Annotated in this window: 21 protein-coding genes; 4 read left to right on the forward strand and 17 right to left on the reverse strand. The window is 41.9% G+C overall.

Annotation, left to right across the window (positions count from 1 at the left end; translation table 11 throughout):
* Nucleotides 1-23: 23 nt before the first annotated feature.
* From R7Q48_RS18120 to R7Q48_RS18130, 3 genes are all read left to right on the forward strand, one after another.
* Nucleotides 24-1,679, forward strand: a complete 1,656-nt coding sequence (locus R7Q48_RS18120; RefSeq protein ID WP_318132400.1) for a hypothetical protein — start codon at nt 24-26, stop codon at nt 1,677-1,679.
* A 233-nt stretch (nt 1,680-1,912) separates the two neighbouring features.
* The gene (locus R7Q48_RS18125) at nt 1,913-3,952 is read left to right on the forward strand and encodes a carboxylesterase family protein (RefSeq protein WP_256903277.1); all 2,040 of its coding nucleotides are present in this window, start codon (nt 1,913-1,915) and stop codon (nt 3,950-3,952) included.
* Between the two features lie 101 nt (nt 3,953-4,053).
* Nucleotides 4,054-5,505 (forward strand): phospholipase D family protein, encoded by a 1,452-nt coding sequence (locus tag R7Q48_RS18130; RefSeq protein ID WP_256903276.1) that lies wholly within the window; start codon nt 4,054-4,056, stop codon nt 5,503-5,505.
* A 58-nt stretch (nt 5,506-5,563) separates the two neighbouring features.
* Here the strand turns inward: R7Q48_RS18130 and R7Q48_RS18135 are convergent, their stop codons facing one another.
* The 15 genes from R7Q48_RS18135 to R7Q48_RS18205 all read right to left on the reverse strand — a co-directional run bounded on the left by R7Q48_RS18135 (nt 5,564) and on the right by R7Q48_RS18205 (nt 16,518).
* On the reverse strand, nt 5,564-7,222 hold the full coding sequence (locus R7Q48_RS18135) for an autotransporter assembly complex protein TamA (protein ID WP_246543053.1): 1,659 nt from the start codon (nt 7,220-7,222) through the stop codon (nt 5,564-5,566).
* A gap of 336 nt (nt 7,223-7,558) precedes the next feature.
* Entirely contained in the window at nt 7,559-8,023 is a 465-nt protein-coding gene (locus R7Q48_RS18140; RefSeq protein WP_005377099.1) for a DUF2846 domain-containing protein, read from the reverse strand.
* A 169-nt stretch (nt 8,024-8,192) separates the two neighbouring features.
* A complete protein-coding gene (locus tag R7Q48_RS18145) occupies nt 8,193-8,819 on the reverse strand; it encodes a LysE family translocator (protein ID WP_318132401.1) in 627 nt (208 codons plus the stop codon).
* Between the two features lie 327 nt (nt 8,820-9,146).
* Nucleotides 9,147-9,773, reverse strand: a complete 627-nt coding sequence (locus R7Q48_RS18150) for a LysE family translocator (protein WP_151514847.1) — start codon at nt 9,771-9,773, stop codon at nt 9,147-9,149.
* Nucleotides 9,774-9,902: 129 nt separating this feature from the next.
* Nucleotides 9,903-10,256, reverse strand: a complete 354-nt coding sequence (locus R7Q48_RS18155; RefSeq protein WP_005387184.1) for a DUF1428 domain-containing protein — start codon at nt 10,254-10,256, stop codon at nt 9,903-9,905.
* Between the two features lie 97 nt (nt 10,257-10,353).
* Nucleotides 10,354-10,959 (reverse strand): hypothetical protein, encoded by a 606-nt coding sequence (locus R7Q48_RS18160; protein ID WP_151514848.1) that lies wholly within the window; start codon nt 10,957-10,959, stop codon nt 10,354-10,356.
* Between the two features lie 81 nt (nt 10,960-11,040).
* Nucleotides 11,041-11,337 carry an antibiotic biosynthesis monooxygenase family protein gene (locus tag R7Q48_RS18165; protein ID WP_031781322.1) on the reverse strand — a complete coding sequence of 99 codons (297 nt, stop codon included), beginning with the start codon at nt 11,335-11,337 and terminating at the stop codon, nt 11,041-11,043.
* 143 nt (nt 11,338-11,480) lie between these two features.
* Entirely contained in the window at nt 11,481-11,768 is a 288-nt protein-coding gene (locus tag R7Q48_RS18170; RefSeq protein ID WP_158173947.1) for a putative quinol monooxygenase, read from the reverse strand.
* A 137-nt stretch (nt 11,769-11,905) separates the two neighbouring features.
* A complete protein-coding gene (locus tag R7Q48_RS18175; RefSeq protein ID WP_005377082.1) occupies nt 11,906-12,547 on the reverse strand; it encodes an alanine--tRNA ligase-related protein in 642 nt (213 codons plus the stop codon).
* A 142-nt stretch (nt 12,548-12,689) separates the two neighbouring features.
* The gene (locus R7Q48_RS18180; RefSeq protein ID WP_053350310.1) at nt 12,690-13,235 is read right to left on the reverse strand and encodes a GNAT family N-acetyltransferase; all 546 of its coding nucleotides are present in this window, start codon (nt 13,233-13,235) and stop codon (nt 12,690-12,692) included.
* A 253-nt stretch (nt 13,236-13,488) separates the two neighbouring features.
* Nucleotides 13,489-14,052 carry a sugar O-acetyltransferase gene (locus R7Q48_RS18185; RefSeq protein WP_047102727.1) on the reverse strand — a complete coding sequence of 188 codons (564 nt, stop codon included), beginning with the start codon at nt 14,050-14,052 and terminating at the stop codon, nt 13,489-13,491.
* Nucleotides 14,053-14,183: 131 nt separating this feature from the next.
* The gene (locus R7Q48_RS18190) at nt 14,184-14,597 is read right to left on the reverse strand and encodes an RDD family protein (protein ID WP_031781318.1); all 414 of its coding nucleotides are present in this window, start codon (nt 14,595-14,597) and stop codon (nt 14,184-14,186) included.
* Between the two features lie 141 nt (nt 14,598-14,738).
* Nucleotides 14,739-15,347, reverse strand: a complete 609-nt coding sequence (locus R7Q48_RS18195) for a pyridoxamine 5'-phosphate oxidase family protein (RefSeq protein WP_005389306.1) — start codon at nt 15,345-15,347, stop codon at nt 14,739-14,741.
* A gap of 143 nt (nt 15,348-15,490) precedes the next feature.
* Complete coding sequence (locus R7Q48_RS18200; protein WP_005377076.1) at nt 15,491-15,892, reverse strand: DUF2007 domain-containing protein; 402 nt, start codon at nt 15,890-15,892, stop codon at nt 15,491-15,493.
* A gap of 104 nt (nt 15,893-15,996) precedes the next feature.
* Nucleotides 15,997-16,518 carry a GNAT family N-acetyltransferase gene (locus tag R7Q48_RS18205; RefSeq protein WP_065274603.1) on the reverse strand — a complete coding sequence of 174 codons (522 nt, stop codon included), beginning with the start codon at nt 16,516-16,518 and terminating at the stop codon, nt 15,997-15,999.
* Nucleotides 16,519-16,668: 150 nt separating this feature from the next.
* Between R7Q48_RS18205 and R7Q48_RS18210 the strand changes: the two genes are divergently transcribed.
* Nucleotides 16,669-17,265, forward strand: coding sequence for a hypothetical protein (locus R7Q48_RS18210; RefSeq protein ID WP_318132402.1), 597 nt, complete (start codon nt 16,669-16,671; stop codon nt 17,263-17,265).
* A 200-nt stretch (nt 17,266-17,465) separates the two neighbouring features.
* Here the strand turns inward: R7Q48_RS18210 and R7Q48_RS18215 are convergent, their stop codons facing one another.
* Both R7Q48_RS18215 and R7Q48_RS18220 read right to left on the reverse strand, forming a co-directional pair.
* A complete protein-coding gene (locus tag R7Q48_RS18215) occupies nt 17,466-17,936 on the reverse strand; it encodes a hydrolase (protein WP_256903274.1) in 471 nt (156 codons plus the stop codon).
* A 494-nt stretch (nt 17,937-18,430) separates the two neighbouring features.
* Nucleotides 18,431-19,219 (reverse strand): DUF2971 domain-containing protein, encoded by a 789-nt coding sequence (locus tag R7Q48_RS18220; protein ID WP_256903273.1) that lies wholly within the window; start codon nt 19,217-19,219, stop codon nt 18,431-18,433.
* Between the last annotated feature and the right edge of the window lie 231 nt (nt 19,220-19,450).

The raw sequence follows: 19,450 nt of genomic DNA on the forward strand, positions 1-19,450 counted from the left end.
GACTATTCAGAGTGGAAACTGTCATGAGTTTTTTTGAATTACGCGCCGGCAAGACGTCTTCTCTTACTGTGCTCGCGAGCGCACTAATGCTTACTACCCCCACTTTTGGCTTCGCCGCTGAAGAGACGACGACCTACAACGAAGTAATCGAGCAAGGCCGAGCGCTGTTCGACAAATACGGTATCAGTCATGATTTACCAAAACTGGCCATCAGCTCTCTAGTTCAAGGCGAGCATTTGGTCGAGCATGCCCACCGAAGTGTTAAAATCGGTGATAGCGTTCGCGATTCGTCCGTCTACTTGGTTAAGAACACCGATAACAAAGGCAACATTGATCTGCGTATCAAGTACAACCCTGAACAACTCGATGAAAATGAAAAAGTACTTGATGAGATCGAAGCTTTCACACGAACAGAATACCGCCTTCGAAACTACGCGGAGAGTTTTGATCCGTCATCAGTAAGAGCCAAAGAGGGTCAGAATGGTAATGTGATCATCAGTTTTAATTACTCAAAATACGGTCTTCCTCAAGATATCGCCTACTTTCGCTTTTTAAGCGTTGATATTGAGTTGGTTAATGGTGAACCGAAACGTATGGTCATTACCAACGATAAACCGTTCACACATCACAACTACCAAGTGGATTCTTACGATCAAGAGATCCTCTTCCAGAAGTTAGCGTCAGGCAAAATTGCGATTGCCAGTAAAAACACCAAGATAGTTGGTTCAAAGAAAAATAAACCCCTCGAAATGATGAGCAGCGTAAAACCGGTAGCGATTTATGAAGATAAGCTTGGCGTGCAAGTACTAGACGAAAAACGCTTGAATGAGGTCTCTGATCCACGCATGCAAGAAGCCAGTGTTAAGCTAGACCGAGTTTTTCCTTTAATGGGTGATATGGTTCGTCGTCAAGGTATCGATTTGCCTCTGCCGTTTGGTGTGTCGCTAGCGTATCGAAATCAAGATATGAATATTCCATTTAATGATTTCACGATTGAAGGCATCGGCCTTAATGAACTGTTTGATCCAGAAGACAGTGTCGGCATCGTGAGTGCTGAGAGCATGACGCTTCGTGGCGATGTAAACATCCTGCCATTTTGGAATGTATTTGGTTACATCGGAAAAGTTAATGTCGATGCCAATGTTGATGCCGCCTACACGGGTGAAGGTGGCCAGTACATAAAAGATAAGCTGAACGATAAACTGCCAGGATTAGGTGATAAGTTTTGCGATGGTTTATCTGCACTTTGTAGTCGTGGACGCTTAGACGTGCCGCTGCATTTGGAATATGACCTTCGTGGTATAGGTACAACCCTTTCGGTTGGTTACAAAGAGTTCTTTGCTTCTGTAACTGGCACGTACTCTCAGACACGTTTAAAAGGCTTGGATGATTGGGGTGACGGCATTGTTACCGTTCAACCGATGCTTGGTTATCAGTTGGTCGACTACCGTACCCAGTTCTTTGTCGGTGCTGAATATCAAGGCTTGGACTCTCGTATGGATGGCCGAGTAAAAACCGGTGATATCGAGTTCGATTACGACATCGGTGTCGAGCTTAACGAGTGGGCATTCCTGACAGGTTTCAATAAGCAAATCGGTAAGAACTACAACCTGACCATGCTTTACAACAAAGGCGAAACACGTGACTCACTGACCTTGAACTTGGGTTACCGCTTCTAATCGCACAAAGAGATAACACACTTAGAAATAACACATTGGTAGGCCATTGGATGGTAGGACTTCATCCTACAAAGGCGATTATTGAAACTGTCACCGATGCCCTACCATTTGAGCTATCAATACAACAAGCCATCCAACCATTCACGGATTAATACCAAAGCGTCAGGACGTCGCTTGTTAGATGCCGTTTAACATTTTCGGTGTACGCACCAAATGACTTTTTGGACATAACAATGACTTTACTCAATCGCTCAACTTTAGCCATTACCATCACTCTTGCCTTAGCAGCTTGCAGTGATGACTCTGGTAAACCTAGCGTTCCTAACGGCCCGAAGCCACTACAACCCTTACCACCAGAGCAAATCGCTTTGGAAATTGGCGATGCAACCATTCAAGCGACCAAAGAGTCCCTTGTCATCACGCCTCTTGCTGCGGATGAAAAACTGGCAGCGGTAGAGGCGTTCAAAGGTATCCAATTTGCGCAAGCAGACCGCTTTCAGCACAGCATTGCGATCCCACTTGAAGGCGATATTGATGCGACTCAGTTCGGTGATGCGTGCCCGCAGTTAAAAACCACGGCACAAACGCAATCAGAAGATTGTTTGAACCTAAACATTTGGCGACCAGCAGGGACAGAAGCGTACGCAGATTTGCCAGTGTATGTCTTTATTCACGGTGGTGACTTTGAATACGGCGCGGGCTCAGAACCGCTGATTCATGGTGATATGGTGGTTGCACAAGGTGCTGACGATGGTAACCCGTTTATTGCAGTTACTTTTAACTATCGCTTGGGCTTGTTGGGCAGTTTTTGGGTCGATGGTTTGGACAACCCAGAGGGCGGTAACTTTGGCCTAGGCGATCAAAAACACGCGCTTGAATGGGTTCAACAAAACATAGAGGCATTCGGCGGCAATCCGCAAAACGTGACACTCATGGGTCAAGGTGCGGGTGCCATGTCGGTGGGAATTTTACAGCAATCAAAAGGCGATGCTGCAATCGCAGGTGAGCACTTTCAACGTGCCATCATGCAAAGCAACGCTTACGGCTTTGAATATAAAAGTTACGATGTTGCCAAGAGCCAAAGACCAGAGCAAAGCGTTGAAGATCTTGCGTTCCTACCACTTGAAGAGGTCATGAAGGTACAGAGCGAGATGCTTGACCCTATTCAACGTCTTAAGAACTGGGTACTGACCGCCGCGAATATTCCGGTTATAAGCCCAACACGCGACAACAGCCCATTAGCTACGTTGATGCCATTTTCGCCTTACATCGAGCATCGCCCACCAGCGTTTCTAGTGAAAGAAGTACCGGGCTATCACTTTACTGAACAAGCGATTGAGAGTGAATGGATCGTACCGACGGTAATTGGCTCAAACAGTGCAGAAAGCAATACTCTGGGCATGCTGCCGAGCCTGACATTTTTGATCCCAACTATTATTGAAATCTTGAGCCAAGAAGCGCCAGAAATCATTGAAAGTGGTGACGAAACCTTAATCGTCGAATACATGGTTGAGTGGCTAGAATCGGAAACGAACTTAAACCGTTTACGTGCTGAATATCGTTCATTACTCAGCGATTCAGCTTCAATTGAACTCGATCTTTCTGACTTATTTGAACTGCTACCTAGCACCGCTTATGAGGCGATGACTAAGTTGTTCTTCGGTTTGGGGAACTCCGATTCAACCACGGAGTTACTTGCTCTGACTGACTTCTTCCCTAACGATGAAAGCGAACTGAATGGCGCGGCCAAAAACATGCAGCAATTCAAAACCGCGTTACATGACTTGCTCTTCACGGGTCCAAACCGTCATAAAGTTTCAACTGAAGAAGCAACAGGAGCAACGCCAAGCTTTTACTACTTTGACTACACACCTAGATTCAACGTATGGACTTACAACACAAAAGGTGAAAATGGCGATCTCGACGTTGGTGATTTACTCAAAAGCATCAGTTGTATTGTGGGCGCTTGTAATGCATCGGAATTACCATTTGTGTTTAATAAAGCATTAAAGCTTGATGGTTCAAGTGTTCGTCCAGGTAGCAAAGACAAAGCAATGATGAACGAGCTCTCTCGTACGTGGTTTAGCGAACGTTTATTTGAGGACTTCCAATACAACAGTACGACTGACCGAGTATTGCTGATCGATAACGATGGCGGCATTCAATCCACGCAAGACTGGGACAATGCTCATCACTCAGGCATCGATCCAAAACTGCGCCAAGGTCGGCTCAACGGTCTCGAGGAACTTGGGCTGATTCTTAGCCACATGTAACTTCATCCTCAGCCACTCAAAACTCGTTACCGAATACCTAAAAGCCAGTTCGCTGGCTTTTTTCATCCTTATTCCTTGAACATAATTAGGAAGGTTTACTCATGTTTCCTAACGCCCTCCGTGCTCTGCTACTCTTTATCTTCGGCGCGCTGTTGGTTGGCTGTGCTCAGCCCTACCCGCAAGTTGAACCGGATTTTGAAGCCAATTGGCAAACTACTCAGCATCAAGCCGAAGTTTACTTAATTCCTACCGCTCCAGAAGCCTTTGCTCGTCGCGTTGAACTGGTAAGAAACGCTCAGCAAAGCATCGATATGACTTATTTTTCTTGGGAAAGTGACACGCTTGGTTTGATGCTACTCTATGAACTCAAACAAGCAGCAGATCGAGGCGTGCAAGTTCGACTCACTCTCGATGATTTATTGGTGTTTAACGAAAAATGGCTTGCTGATCTCAGCGCTCACGACAACATTCAAATCCGTTTATTCAATCCGTTTGATTCACGTAAGTCAGGTTGGATTGGTCGCGCCGTCAACTTCTCTACTCATCAACAACGTTTGGACAATCGTCTGCACGAGAAGTACTTCAACGTTGACCATCAATGGATGATTCTAGGTGGACGTAACATTGGCGACGACTATTTTGGTTACAGCCGCAAAGCCAACTTCTTTGATATGGATGTCTTGTTCAAAGGCAGCATTATTCGAACGTTCGACCAGAACTACCAACAACTTTGGGACAGCGAGCATGTTACGCCGATAGAAAACATCGTTAACGTTACCCCAAACTATTCCGCGTTTACTGAAGCGCTTAATAAAGGTGAGAAAGACAAAAGCATCATTCTGGCGGAAGTTGAAAAACAAGTTAAGCAACTGACCAGTCCCGACTTCATCGCTGCGCAAGTCACCCCCGTTTTCGACTCATTAAACAAGTTAGCAAACAACAAACCCTACTTTAGAAAACGTGCAGAACACCAAGTTTGGCAACAAATAACCACTGCATCCAAAGCAGTGATATCAACGCCTTACGTGGTACCGAGTGATGGTGAATTTGCCTTTATTGATACCTTGATGGAGCAAAAAGCGGACATCACGTTAATGACGAACTCGTCTGCCTCTAATGATTCTGGCTTTATTCCGGCTTATTACGAGGAGCATCGCCAAACCTTGTTGGATAAGGGCGTTCATATACTAGAGTACAAAAACCAAGCGAAAAATGATGACCATTACTTCCATGCAGATACTTATTATCACAACAAGACGGTGATACTCGATGATCGGCTGACTTATATCGGCTCATCAAACTTCGACCCAAGATCGGATTTCCTCAATGTGGAATTTGGTGTGTTGGTCCAGAGCGAAGCCTTTGCAGAACATGTCATGCACTACTTAACTCGACAACAAGATGAACTGTTTTGGCGAGTATCTCGAGATAGACAAGGCCAAACTCAGTGGCAATCAATGAATGAGATCCATACTAAGAATCCAAACTATGGTGGATGGCATAAGGCGCCTAACTGGATATTCAAGAAACTGAATGGTGAGTTCGAACTCTAAACAATCAAGACTTAAAAAGGCTCTCTATCTGCAAGGATGAGAGCCTTTTTAATGCCCGCTAAAACTGCGTGCCTAGCGAAAAGTGAACGCGGAATTGGTCTCCTTGAGGAGCATCTAAACCGTAAGCAAAATCCACTTTGACGGGCACGTATTTTGAGCTCCATATCAAACTCAACCCTGTACCGCTTTTCCAATCCACCCTATCGTTGAAGGCATCACCGACATCATAAAATGCCCCAAGCCACAATTGGCGGTAGACCTGATATTGATATTCCAGCCCAGCAGTAAACATGTAACGAGCACCGGTTAAATCGCCATTTTCATCTCTCGGAGAGATAGACTCATAACCATAACCACGAAGATTGCCATCACCTCCCGCAAAGAAACGTAATGATGATGGAATATCGCTCAAAGTGTCAGCGACATTAATGCCAACATTAGAACGAAAGTGAAACTTGTGTTTTTCACTAATGTCCCAAGACAGAACACTATTGCCCTCAATACGTAGCAAACGAGAATCCGAGAAAAAATTGGGGTCTGAGTATTCCAATGAGTAGACGTGACGGTGCTTTACTTCTAATTGATCGTTCTTACGATCAAGCAGTGAAAATGTCACCCCCGGTAATAACAACTGTGATTCGTTATTCTCCGACGCTTGTCGATAACTCTCTTGCAAATAACGAACGTGCATGGTGCTTTGCCAATCACTGTCTAACTGCCAGTGTTTTTCAAACGATAAATCATTAGAAAAACTCGATGTGTCTCGATAGTCGACATGCTTAGATTCAAACTGAATCCCGTAGTAATCCGTTAGAACATTTTGTGTGGGAATTTTGTAACCAAGTAATAGCGATTGTTCCGGTTTGGAAGCGTACGCTTGTGCCTCAAAACTGTGTCCACGTGCGTTATACCAAGGCTTGCTCCAATTCAGCGAAGCGCGTAACCCCAAGTCTGTCGAATACCCACCGCCGACTTGCACAATATTGCGTGAATTCGGCTCTGCTAGCACTTCTATCGGCACCTTATGACCATCGGATACCTCCTCGAAATCCGCTTTCACAATCACACTGCGAAACCAATCAGTACTGGAGAGATCGGCCTGATATTGACTCAATTTCAAAGTGTCAAAATCGTCGCCCCACTCAAATGTTCTCATCGCTTCTATTCGAGCCGTTTCGATACCCGACGTAAGGACAGAGAGCTCTCCAAATTGGTAACGAGAACCACTAGAGAAATGCAGATTCACATGAGCTTGATTCAAACTTGGAATGACTTCCAAAGACGATTCGATAAAACGTCCATCTAAGTAACCTTTTTGCTGAGCCAATGAAATCAAGTTTCGTTTTAGCGTGTCGTACTCAGAATGAAGCAACGGCTGCCCTTGTTTAAGTTGAGCTTGATTAATTAGTTCGATGAAATCTTGATCGTTACTGGCCTCTCCCGACACAGCAATATTAGATTTTTTGACCAACATAACCTCCCCCGCGTCAACCTCAAGCGTGATGAGATCATTCTCTGATCTCCGAACATTGAGCTCGGAATGATAGTAGCCATAAGGGTTTAACGCATTATTAACCATCTGCGTTAGTCGATTTGAGGTAATGTTTGAAACAGAGAGTTTCGTTAGTGGTGTAAGGTGACTTTCAAGATTTTTCTCTAATATTGGTGTTAGCCCTTTGATTTTAAATTGCGCTCCGAGTGCATGATGTAAAGGCATAGAAGCTAAAACTGATATACCTATTATTTGTTTAATGAGAGGAGACACACCGCTACCTAGTTTAGCAATACACTCGACAAGGTTAATGATGGAATGGCATATCTGTTAATCGCGTTTGTAGGATTGCTCCCTACGAAATCCTCTCGAAAATTCACGTTTCACAAGTAGATTCTTTGAACAATAAGTGGGCTCAAGCTAGGAGGTGGCAAATCATGCGGTCTGAAATAGGTATACTGTTTGCCAAAAATACAAAACCCAACGCTGAATGGATCTCATCAAGCGTTGGGTTACATTGATAATGTGTTTTTTAATCTAAAAAGCGGTCTGTTTGTAAAACTAGATCGAAGAACAGTTTCCTTTTTCTGCCATGTCGACTTTTAGTACTTCTGCTTTACCTTTGCTTTCGTCTACGAGTTCTACGCCCGCACCACCAACAAATACACCCATTTTAATGTATTGATTAACGAAATAATTACGGCCCTCTTCCGTTAAGATAGTTAAGTGATTTTCAGAAAACTCAGACTCTGTACTTACTTGATGTTCTTTATTGCCTTCGACCTCATGGTAGAAGAATACACCAGGAGCGGTTTCACCAATACATTCCCCATCGACGTAAACATACTTTTTAAGCGCTGCTCCGACAAAAGCATCTTCTCGGTAAATGTAAATCCCTGCGTTCCCCTTTTGAGGTGCTTCAAATGATTTCATTTGATTTGATACTGTCGAATCAACAGTAGGAACAGAAGCACAACCTGACAAACCCAAAAGGAATGCGGAACACAGAATTACTTTATTTTTCATGTTATTAACCTAGCTACGATAAAATCGCGCCAACCATACTATAAATAAATACGTTCACTTATTGGTATTTTTGAAATTTGTGATTCAACCTATGCAATAGCACTCATTTAGCGTATAGATTGAGCAAACATTAGCCATATAATAATCACGAGAATAAAATGCCCTGTATCTAACGATCACTAAATGCCACTTTACTCGCTAGACTGATAAGTAGAATACCTGAAACACCTTCAAGAGTTCTTGAATAACGCTGAGAGTGTGGACGACTAAATACCCAATTACCCACAGATGCGTACAAAACGTTACATGTCGTCGCAAGTACGCTGAACAGCAAGCCAAGTACTAATAATTGCATTGATGTTGAGCTTGCAGACGTATCAATAAATTGAGGCAGAAACGAGAGAAAGAATAGCGCTACTTTTGGATTCAAGACGCTGACGATAACCCCCTGAACAAACACATTTTTATTATTATCAACATTTTTGTTTTCAACGATTTTACTTTCTCCACGCCACATAGACAGTAATGACTGAACACCTAAATAAACTAGGTAAGCGGCCCCTAACCATTTAACAACGCTAAAAGCCAAAGATGAACTCAGAATTATTGCTGACAAACCTAAACATGCCGCTAGTGTATGAAAAAAGTAACCAATACCAAGCCCCAGAGCCGCTTTCTGCCCAGCAGATAATTTACCTTTCATTGTATTGGAAACAATATAAATTACATCAGGTCCAGGAATCATGTTGATAGCGAGACAAGCGACAACAAATAATAATAGTGAGTTTGAATCCATTCTTTTCTCCAAATTAACGTCTTGCGGGATAACATTTCATCGAACTACAAGTAATGCAACGTCCAGGTTTCAATTGGTTATATTTAGTATTAACAACACGTTACTAATACTACAGCACTGCGCGAAGAGCACAATCATGAACAGTGATACGAATTAAATTATGGGCCTTTGTTAGCCCTTTGAATGATAATATTTAGCATCGTTTGGTTGTAAGCTTTTTCTAGCCAGCAGCTCTTATGGAAGTTAACAAATCGGCTACTTAGTATACTTAATAGACCGTCAAATCAGATAGATTATCTATTCTTATTTCTTCAAGCCTTTTGTGCTTCATTTTCCTGCCTCACTAAGCAGCAACTTAATACTTGCCGCACCAAAAAATAACGCGAACACGCCTTCAAAAACTGCTTTGGATCTGAGATAGGTTTGCCTGACCTTTTTATACGCGAAAAGAAAAGCATAGCCAAAGAAAACCAAAGCACTAACCAGCCCTACAACAAAAATGACCGACAACAATTCCAACGGACTGGCCGTAGGAGGAACCCCTATCGAATAAAGCGCACCGAAAAACAGAATAGCCTTTGGGTTAGTTAAGTGAATTAACACTCCGGTTAAGTAGTTACCCTTCTTTGTCGTTACGTATGTTTTGGGTAACTTTAGCTGCTCGATGTTGCAGGCAGAATGTACGGACTTTAAAGCCAAATATAAAAGATAAAATGCCCCACAATATCTAAGAATTTCAAAAAGCCAAACATTGCTATAGAGTATGGTTGCGAGACCAAAAGCGGCTGAGGTTGACCAAAATAAAGACCCCGTTAAAACACCTGCAGCCAAATACCCACCAAAGCGCCGACCGTGGTTCATTGACGTGCCTGCTATCGCAAGAGTTGCAGGTCCGGGGCTAGCGATGGCAGCGATAGCTGATACGACAATCAGTGAATAATTTATCTCTTCCATTTTTACTCTAAGCCTCCAAATGGAGTTTTATCAACACTTATCGCGGAATACTCTATTGAACGTACATCAGAAGCGTAATACTGATTAAAACACCAAGTGTCACGAATCGAGTTGAGATTCTTTGGTATTTTACTGCTCCAAAATAACATCAAATCCGCCATAAATGAGACGCTTTCCATCAAAGGGCATTGGGTTATTATCTGGACTCATTCGAGGATCACCCATAATCCGCAGCCACCCTGAGTCTCGAACTTCTTTTGAAGGCCAGACTACCCACGAAAACACAACGGTTTCGTTGCTTTCAGCGTTAACTGCCATGGGAAATGATGTGATCTCACCATCTGGTACTTCACTCCCCCACGTCTCAACAACCTTTAAGGCCCCAAACTCCCTGAACATTTCTGCTGCTATTTTTGCGTGTGCGATATACTTTTCTTTATTCGCTGTCGGTACTGCAGCGACAAAACCATCAATGTATGACATAAGTAAACTCCTTTCATTGGAGTTATAACCATAGCTCAATAAAAAGAATGCACATGATGCCAAACCATAGGAGCAGGTACGTAATACAGCTTGAGAGCTACATTCCTAGCTTGGACTTTATATACATATTTGAAAGGTATGTGTTTGGATCAAGCTTAGTTAGCATATTTATAATCTCCAAAACACTCGAATACTCAATACGTTCCTCTTCAGCATGCCCGATCCCACCTATTGTAAAATGAGTAAAGCGGTAATCACGATAAACGTTTTGCAGCTGGCTAGAAATATCTTTGAGTAATCTTTTACTGAGGGCGAATGCAGGGTATTCACTACTTTCTGAAAGCTCTGCTGTAGAGCCAATAGATACAATATTGCATTTATCGTTAAGTGAACCTAAAGCGTTAAGCTCATTGACTAAATTAAGATACCCAATCGGGCCAACATTCATAAACTCAATCAGTTCGTTTGTTGTCAATTCTGAAGACTCTCCCCACATCGACGCCAAATAAACTATGATGTCAAACTCTACACCTTTGAAGCACGTGTAATCTGGTTTTTTATCGGGATCAACGTCAATACAAACAGAAGCGACTCCCTCCTCAACTAGCTTTGATCTAGAAATCGCATAAATTTCTGTACCCTGTAAGTTCGTAGCCAAGAACCTTCCTAGCCCCTTACTACCTCCAACGATTAAAATCTGCATAACCCTATTCCTTGGTTAAGGCTGTCTTTCATATTATCCGCCAAACTGTTCATTAGGCATCACTTTAACGTTTCTATTGCCCTACTTAGTTCTATCTTCAATTTCATCGAATGGTTCAACTGAAATACGCTCTGCAATTTCACTCATCTTCTTCATTTTTTCTGGGTTACTAGTTCCCCAAAACCGCTCCCAGTCTTCACGTGTTCGCCACTTGGCAATAGTTAAAACCTTTTCCGGTACATCGTAAGAACGAAGCATAAAACTACCAAGCGCCCCATCTACTGACTCATGAATTGAATCTGTCGTCGAACGCCATATATTTTGAAACTCATCCATTTTTTCACTTGGCACACGCCATTCATACACAACTCTAAACATAACACTTCCATTAAAATTTCTAGATTTAATACGGCAAAGCATTAAGAACACTAAGCCAGGTTAATAGATGAATAAAGCAACATAGTAGAGCGTAGAGCAATCTAAAAAACAAAGCGTAAACGCTCTAAATCACTCCGATTCGATTAGTCATGCACACATTCAAAGATTTCGTATTGCCGTTTAACATTGGCTGTTACTTTTCCCCAATGTGAGGCTTGAACTCTTTCCTGATGTTGTTTAAAAGAGGCTTTGTCGACGAACTCCTCATAGACATCAAAACGAAACGGATTAGTCGAGCTTTGAGTCACAAGAAAAGTAAGGCAGCCCGACTCTTCTAACGTGAGCCTTTTGTGAATTATTAACTCATGTTTTACTAATTCTAAATCCTTTTCCGGAACTAAAATAAAGCCTTTCAATGTTACTTTCGACATATCATCCTCTCACCCCTGTAACCTTTCGTTCAGAAGTAGCCAACACGCCCTCAATCTCAACCTTCATATCGCAAATGTGAATCTCACCATGAATTAAATGCCACGTGTTAGGAATCTATTTCTAATGCCCTATCGACTTACGAGCATAAGGTTATCTCTACCCTTTCTTTGCCTTTACCGATGTTCTTGCGTTTTAATTGAATTTGGCCGACTTCTGATGTGCGCTTTAAGTGAGTGCCACCGCAAGGCACTTGCGCAAACCCATCCACTCTCCAATACCTTCTTTCACTCTCTTGATCGGAAAAGTCACTAATAATAACTGAATCAGAGTTAATCAAATCTTGCACATCAGTTTCAATTTCTTTCAATAGCGGGCCAATACTTTCAGACCACTCGAAATCTATGCGACTCTTATTTTCAGAAATATGCGCGCCTATCTTAACAATGCCTTCCCGACGCTGATAAAACATCTCGAGCACCACTTCAGCCGCAAAGTGTAGCTTCATTAAGGCATATCTACGCTTCCAATCAATATTCGTAGTTACAATGTCACCAAGAGTAAAATTTGGAGAGGATTCCAATGTGTAAATAAGTCGAACACCTAACTTTTGAGCAATCAAAACCGGAATACCATTAATCGTTCCTTTATCACTCTCTTGGCCTCCAGACTCTGCAAAGAAGATAGTCTGGTCCAATTCAACCTTATTTCCGTCTACATTGGTCACTCTTGAGTTAAGTTCTGTTTGGTAGGGATTAACCCAAAATAATTTCTCGCTCATGCTGCTATCCTTGCAGTAAGTCCTATCCGTGATAGTACATTCACTGACCACCAAGTCAATTCAAGAAACCTCGCCGTCAAGTGTAAGGCTGTGTATTGAGTACGAGCAGGCTAGATCTATTAGATGCTTTTAAGGCTGGGTACTAAACGCTGTCCAGGGGTTTAGCTAACAACCCGTAAATTGCTGAATCTGAGACTACTCCATTCACTTCCCAACGCTGCCTAAGGAAACCTTCCTTTATAAAACCTAACCGTTCCAAGACTTTACCTGAAGAAGCATTGTCTGGATCTATCTCAGCCTCGATTCGACGTAGATTCAGTGTTTTGAATGCGTGTTCGATTAATGCAGTTCCCGCCTCTAATACAATGCCTTTACCCCAGAAATGACGACTCACGCCAAAGCCAATTTCTGCGCGCCTAGACTCTTTCACGTGATTAAACAGCATTATCTTACCCAGAAGTTGGCCATTGCTCTTTAGGAAGATGCCTAGTGTCACTTCTGTATTCCTATTCATGGCCTGTGTACTCTTGGCTATAAATGTCCGCGCTTCTTCAATTGAAACCCAAGGGCCAGAGTTCCAATATTTCATGACCTCATGGTCTGAGAAGATGTCAAACAATTCGCTTGCATCATCTTCAACTAGCTCTCTTAGAATTAATCGTTCCGTTTCAATCTTTGTTACTAACATTTTGGGGTCAGCCTTTTGGTTCGTTATTGGTGACGAAAATCCAATAAAAGTGTGAGACACGTAATACAAATGATTTCGTATGAGACTTTTAAACAAGCTCAACGCACGGTAAAAGCGCCACGTGTAACGACTCTATATTGAAGCAAATTTTAGACATTCAAGTGCGTCAACAAGTAACCGTTGAACGCATCAAAGCTTGGGGTGAGTTGATCATAAGTCCTAAACTCAGGCTCAAAATAGTCCATATACTTTATTATCGCTTAGTGACGATTTCCTTCAGTACTCTGGCTGGGTTGCCACCAACAACGACATTGTCTCTAAAACTCTTTGTAACGACTGCGCCAGAGGCTACCACCACGTTGTTCCCAAGTGTTACGCCAGGGTTGATTACGGCATGGCCACCTATCCAACAATTGTCACCAATGTTTATGGGCTTTGCTAGCTCTAAACCACTGTTCCTCTCGATAGGATCTAAGGGATGAGTCGCAGTATAAATGCCAACTTGAGGCCCAAGTAAACAGTTATCACCAAACTTAACTTCCGCAACATCCAAAATCACACAACCAAAATTAGCGTAAAAATTATCTCCAACGTGAATGTTGGATCCGTAGTCGCAATTGAAAGAAGATTCAACATGAATATCGTCACCTGTTGTGCCAAACAAGCGCTTAGTTATTTGAACTCGCTTTTGTTTATGCTCAACAGACGTGGCATTCAATTTTTCAGTTAGTAACCTAGCGCTCAACCTTAACTTTAATAACTCTTCATCACTTGGGTCATAAAGCTCACCTGCTAACATTTTCTCTTTTTCTGACATAAAACTTGGACTCCAATACCAATTTTCTTACAACGCTACATTCAGTATGTGAGTAACGCTACCACCTAAGCGAGACTGTCCCACCACGAAAACAAAGCCCGACTTGAACCCTAGTCCTCAGCGCTATCAATTTAGTGCACTACCACCACCGTTCTCACTAACTTATCACCGAGACGTTGCCTCTTTTTACCAAGAATGAAAATTGAGTCAATAAAACCGAAGAATGGAGTAATAACATTTCGAAAGAGCGACTGAAAAATATTGCACTTTTTACCCGTTCTTGCACTTATAACTGCAATGCCCAAAAGTTTTTTACCCACACTTTGACCATTTGGTAAACAATCAGAAAAAAGGTAATACGATACAGTCGCAGTTACTGCTGTAGCGCGCACAAGCTCTTTTTCAATACCGATTTCTAAGCCGACCCATAAAACGAGAGTAAAAATGCTAAAACTGACAAAAAGATCAATCATTTGTCCAACACACCTAACTCCCGGACTAGCCAAAACGTAATTTTCTAGAGTAAATTTTCCTGCATTTTTCATTTTAAAATTTGGACTAACAATTGTTTATTTGTGAACTAACGCTATTGAGACAGTAACATCCCCACTAAACCTAATCCATACTTCCGTAAAGCAAGGTCGAACCTGATTTTTCTATCTTTTCAATATATTACCACGCTTGTTCTAAAGGCTAGATTGGTAATATTTCAACATCTCTTCTTGATTAAGCGCTTTACTTTCTAACTTTTGTTGATCTTTAAAGATTTGAGCTAATGAAGGGAGAATTGAGCGATTTACTTTATAGTCATCAGACCAAAGTTTCCCTCTCATCACCGCTTTCGCACAATGAAAGTACATACTCTCTATGACTATTTTGATAACAACCTTAGGATCTTTACTTCCATCGGGGCAAGCAGATATCAAGTTGGCGTCGGTGTGAATACTTGCGATTCCTTTAATACGGAGCACTTCATCAATACCGTTTACCATCAATAACAACCCTACCTTGGGGTTACTAATGATATTTTTTAGACTATCGATACGATTGTTCCCCGAGCTATCAGGGAGCAGCAATGTTGATTCATCTAAAACTTTTACGAAGCCAGGCTCCCCTCCTTTAGGAGAAAGATCGATATACCCTTGTGAATCAGCGGTACTTAGAACTGCAAAATGGCAGTTATTAATTAATGTAATCGCATGAACATCCAGCACAGGCAGAGCTTTATTTTTAGCTCTCGCACTTGGCTCTGCGTAAATTTCTTTTAACTGCTCTATTGTTTTAATTTCACTCATTCAATGTTATTCCTTCACTATCGTATAATGCTTTGCTTGTAAGCAAGCAGTAACTCTGACTTCTTGTATAGGCACTCGACATAACTCATCGTAAAAATACTACGAGTACAAATTATCTCTTTAATGCCTTGTTATCTAAAGATTTAAAGTTTTTCACTAAACTCCCCACACTGCTTACACTTATAACCATGCTTGTAAAAAAACAGTGGAAAACCCAGTAAAATAAAAACTAAGAAAGCTGGGCGTTTACCTTTTGTAAATGCAAATAGATCTTTACTACCACATTTAGGGCAAACGTCTTTTTCTTCATCAACGTCAACTTCATTTCCCAATGATTCTGAGAAATCGCTACTAAGTATTTGTTTCGCATCTTCTGCATCACTTTCGGCCACCATCAGACGGACGCCGCCTATTGCATTTGAATAAAGCCACTGAGTATTTACCGTGTGCTCGTCAGCGATGTAACTTTCTATTCCGACACTATCTAGGCTTGCTCTCGCAATATGAGCTTCATGAGGAAAAGAAAACCTTGCTACTACAATCACATATTACTCCTTGTGGGAAAACGCGCACGTAAGGCATAAGAAACGCTAATTGAAAATGCCACGTGTAGTATTTCTTTTTTAACAATTTATTAGCCCACTACAGACTAATACATATACCCTAACCAATCTATATGACCAACAGCCCAAGTTTTACCGCTGATAGGTTTAACATATAAATCATCTAGTTGCTCTACAGCGACACCGTAATTTTTATGTTCGTGAACTCGCAACCAAGAACTTAGAGAGTTAAGGCGCATATAACCATTAGCCACATAAAAACGCTCCAAATCGGAGACTAAAATGATGAAGTCGACATCTTTAGTGGACGCATACTCGCTGAGTTGAGACAACATTTTTGTGCCAATACCTTGTCTTTGAACTGTGCTCTCGACGCAAAAGTCACTCACACCTAATACTTTATAAATTTCATCACCAACGCGAACAACTCTGTAGTCTAATCCCATGTAACCAACTAACTGATCACCTTCGTAATTCAGAACTCTCATATGCGGGAGTTGCTTATAGTAAGAGCGAGTAACTTGGTGTTCAGGAAACGACTTGTTTCTAAGAGCTTCAATTGCATTATGCTGCGCTTTAGATAACTCGATTTCTGGGTAAATATCCATATTTGACCTTTGAGTATTAATGACCTTTTGGTTACGATCCCTGTCGTTGAGTTTAACTCCGAGCGTGTCCTAACCTTGTGGGACATTGACAAATAACATAGAGTTTCTCAAAACACTACTTACAACATTTTTACTGCAAACCAATCGAAGTTGCTTAAGAACAAACACTACTTCATAGCAATGCCTACGGACCAAGCATTTGCAGCTTCTTACCCACACCCTATTCCGCCATCTGGAATTATTTTAATTACACAACGTGGGTACTCAATGTTGGTAAAAGCATTTACCGATGATTTTTCATGGCAAGTCCAAGAACAATTGGCAGATGCATATTTCGAAGCACAGAGAGTACTATCATCGGCGGAGCAACTATTAAACCAAGCTAATTTGCTAGTTCAACATGACCAACGAATTAACAACTTAGAAAAGGCTCAGTTAAATACACAAGCTCACATTTCTAGAACAAATGCCGAAGTTACAAAAGCCAATCAAAAAGCCGACGATGCATTTAAAGCGGCAAATGCTGCATTAGAGCATAAATTTGGAGATAAGGATTACTACACAGTTATCGCTTATTGTAACTCTAAAAATATCCCAATCATTCTGACCTTAGCAAAAGCTAAAGGGTTGGAAGCTAGAGCTTACACCCAAAAAATTGGAGGTAAGATCAATAAAGTTCCTGATGAACGTTGGGGACAAGTAAATGCGTATCATATTGCAGTTTTAGACCACGTTTTTAAACCGTGATTTATATCGGGAGTCCTCTGCTGAGGGCTCCAATTCCCCGTAATAAGGCTAACGCCCAGCTAAGGGGTGAGCAACGCAATACAAAAGCCGCCGCAAGCCGCCTTAATCACTAAAATCAACGCATGGTGAAAATGACACGCGTTGCGAATCCCTCTTGAACAGTTTGTTATGTGCGTACTTACGTTATGCACCAAACTGTTTTATACGCTTAGCGCCAATAAAAACTGATACTTACTTTGTTGAAGTAAGTCTAAATGGCGCTCAAACATGGGTACGCCATTGGATAAAGAAAGGTGGTAGACGAGTCCATTACCGACATACACCCCAACGTGTGCTCCGTATGAGTCAGTAAAGTCGTTGTACATCATGATATCTAGCGGCTTAAACTCAGTGACCACCTCACTAAACTCCGAGTCATCCCACCATTCACTAGAACGGTAGTTAGGTGGATTTAGACCGAAGTCTCTGAGCAGGTTATAAGCAAAGACCTGACAGTTAGCTCCAAGCGTTAAGTCTGAATCATCTTTGCAACCCGGAATGCGGGATGAAACGTATCTTACATTTTTGAATCTGTCGGGAATATCCATTTCCATTTTCTCCCAAAGCACATAACGCCCTGTTAAGGGGGTGAGCAACGCAATACCAATGCCGCCGCATACCACCTTAATCACTTAAACCAACGCATAGTGAAGATGCCACGCGTTGCGAATCCCTCTTGAACAGTTTGTTAACTGAGCGCATTTCAGTTTTCGCCGATTTTTCAGCCACTTTCGCCAAAGCTCGTTTTGCTAATTAATGGTTAGCAAAGCTAACTCAAATATGTGTTTAACAAAAAAATTACCGTTGATCTTTAGTTTGAAATGCGTCTCACAACACCATACTTCGGCGATGTAAGTGCGCCGAACTAATCGCGAACGCCTTATATTATTAGAAGGCTTTATGCCGCCTTTCACATCAGTAAACTTAAGTACCAAACTGAAATTAGTCGCATTACCTCAGCTAAGGAAACCGACCGAACACGCTAAACCTCCGAACCTAGAAACCGTATCAATGTGCTTTCGTATTTTCTGTGCCAGTTAACGCCGCATTAAGGTGTGTGCGACGCTTGGCTATACTTGAGCGAAGCGAAACTGCCAAGCGTTGCGAATCACTCTTAAATGCTTTGTTAGCACGCTGTTGAAAGCGACTCGAAAGTCAATCCATATTCATGTTTCGATACGTGAGACTGAATAATATCTGTGGTTGGGCAATGTTTTGTAACTAAAGCTATGATTTCTTCTTTTTTGTTTTCTGGCACCCTGCACCCAATGATAACTTCCTTAATTTGAGATTTACGAAAAGGCATTAAGCCGACGCCTTCGCCATAAGGAGGTCTCACGAATCGAACCTCATCTTCATATGACCACTCTTTAGACTTTGTATAAAATTGCTTTGTCATTAAGTCTTCACGAGCTTGCTGATTCATCAGAGTTCTCCCTACCTTAGCCTCTGTGTACAACCAGTCGCGTTGCAAAAGACAAATTTCAGGATACTTCTCGGTGTACTCAACATCATAACCAACACCAAATTCAACGTCATATGGCCTCTTTATGTCAAAACCAATACAAATACCTTGATGAGAGTCCGCATAATGGCTCCACATTAGAAGGTTGTCTCGATGTGGCGTCATACATAGTAATCCAGTTTCGGACGCATATGCCTCATCCACCGTTCGAGCGCGATCATAATTATGCCTCATATCTTCCATTGCACGAGGTAATAACTTATTTATATTTTTACGTTTTGCACCTTTCTCAATTAGGTGATTTTTCACCTCTTGTCGGGTAGGCAGTTTATAGCTTGGTAGCCCCTCGAACGGATCGTTCATGCTCATAACAGAAGCAAAGTATACTTGCTGGTCACAAATAATGCTTTTATATGATAATGAAGATAAAGATAGATATTTATAAAGCAATATTTTATTCCTTCCAAAGAGTGCTAACGCCCTGTTAAGGTGTGAAGCACGCAATGACCAAGCAGAAGCATGGCACTTCAACACCGAAACCAACGCATAGTGAAAATGCCACGCGTTGCGAATCCCTCTTGAACAGTTTGTTAGCTATTTTTTCCCAACGCCTCTCGGAGCTTAGCTATCGTATGTTGACTGTAGACTTTAATTCCATTGCGCTCTAACAATGCAGTAGCT

The organism is Vibrio sp. 378 (genome assembly GCF_033339435.1).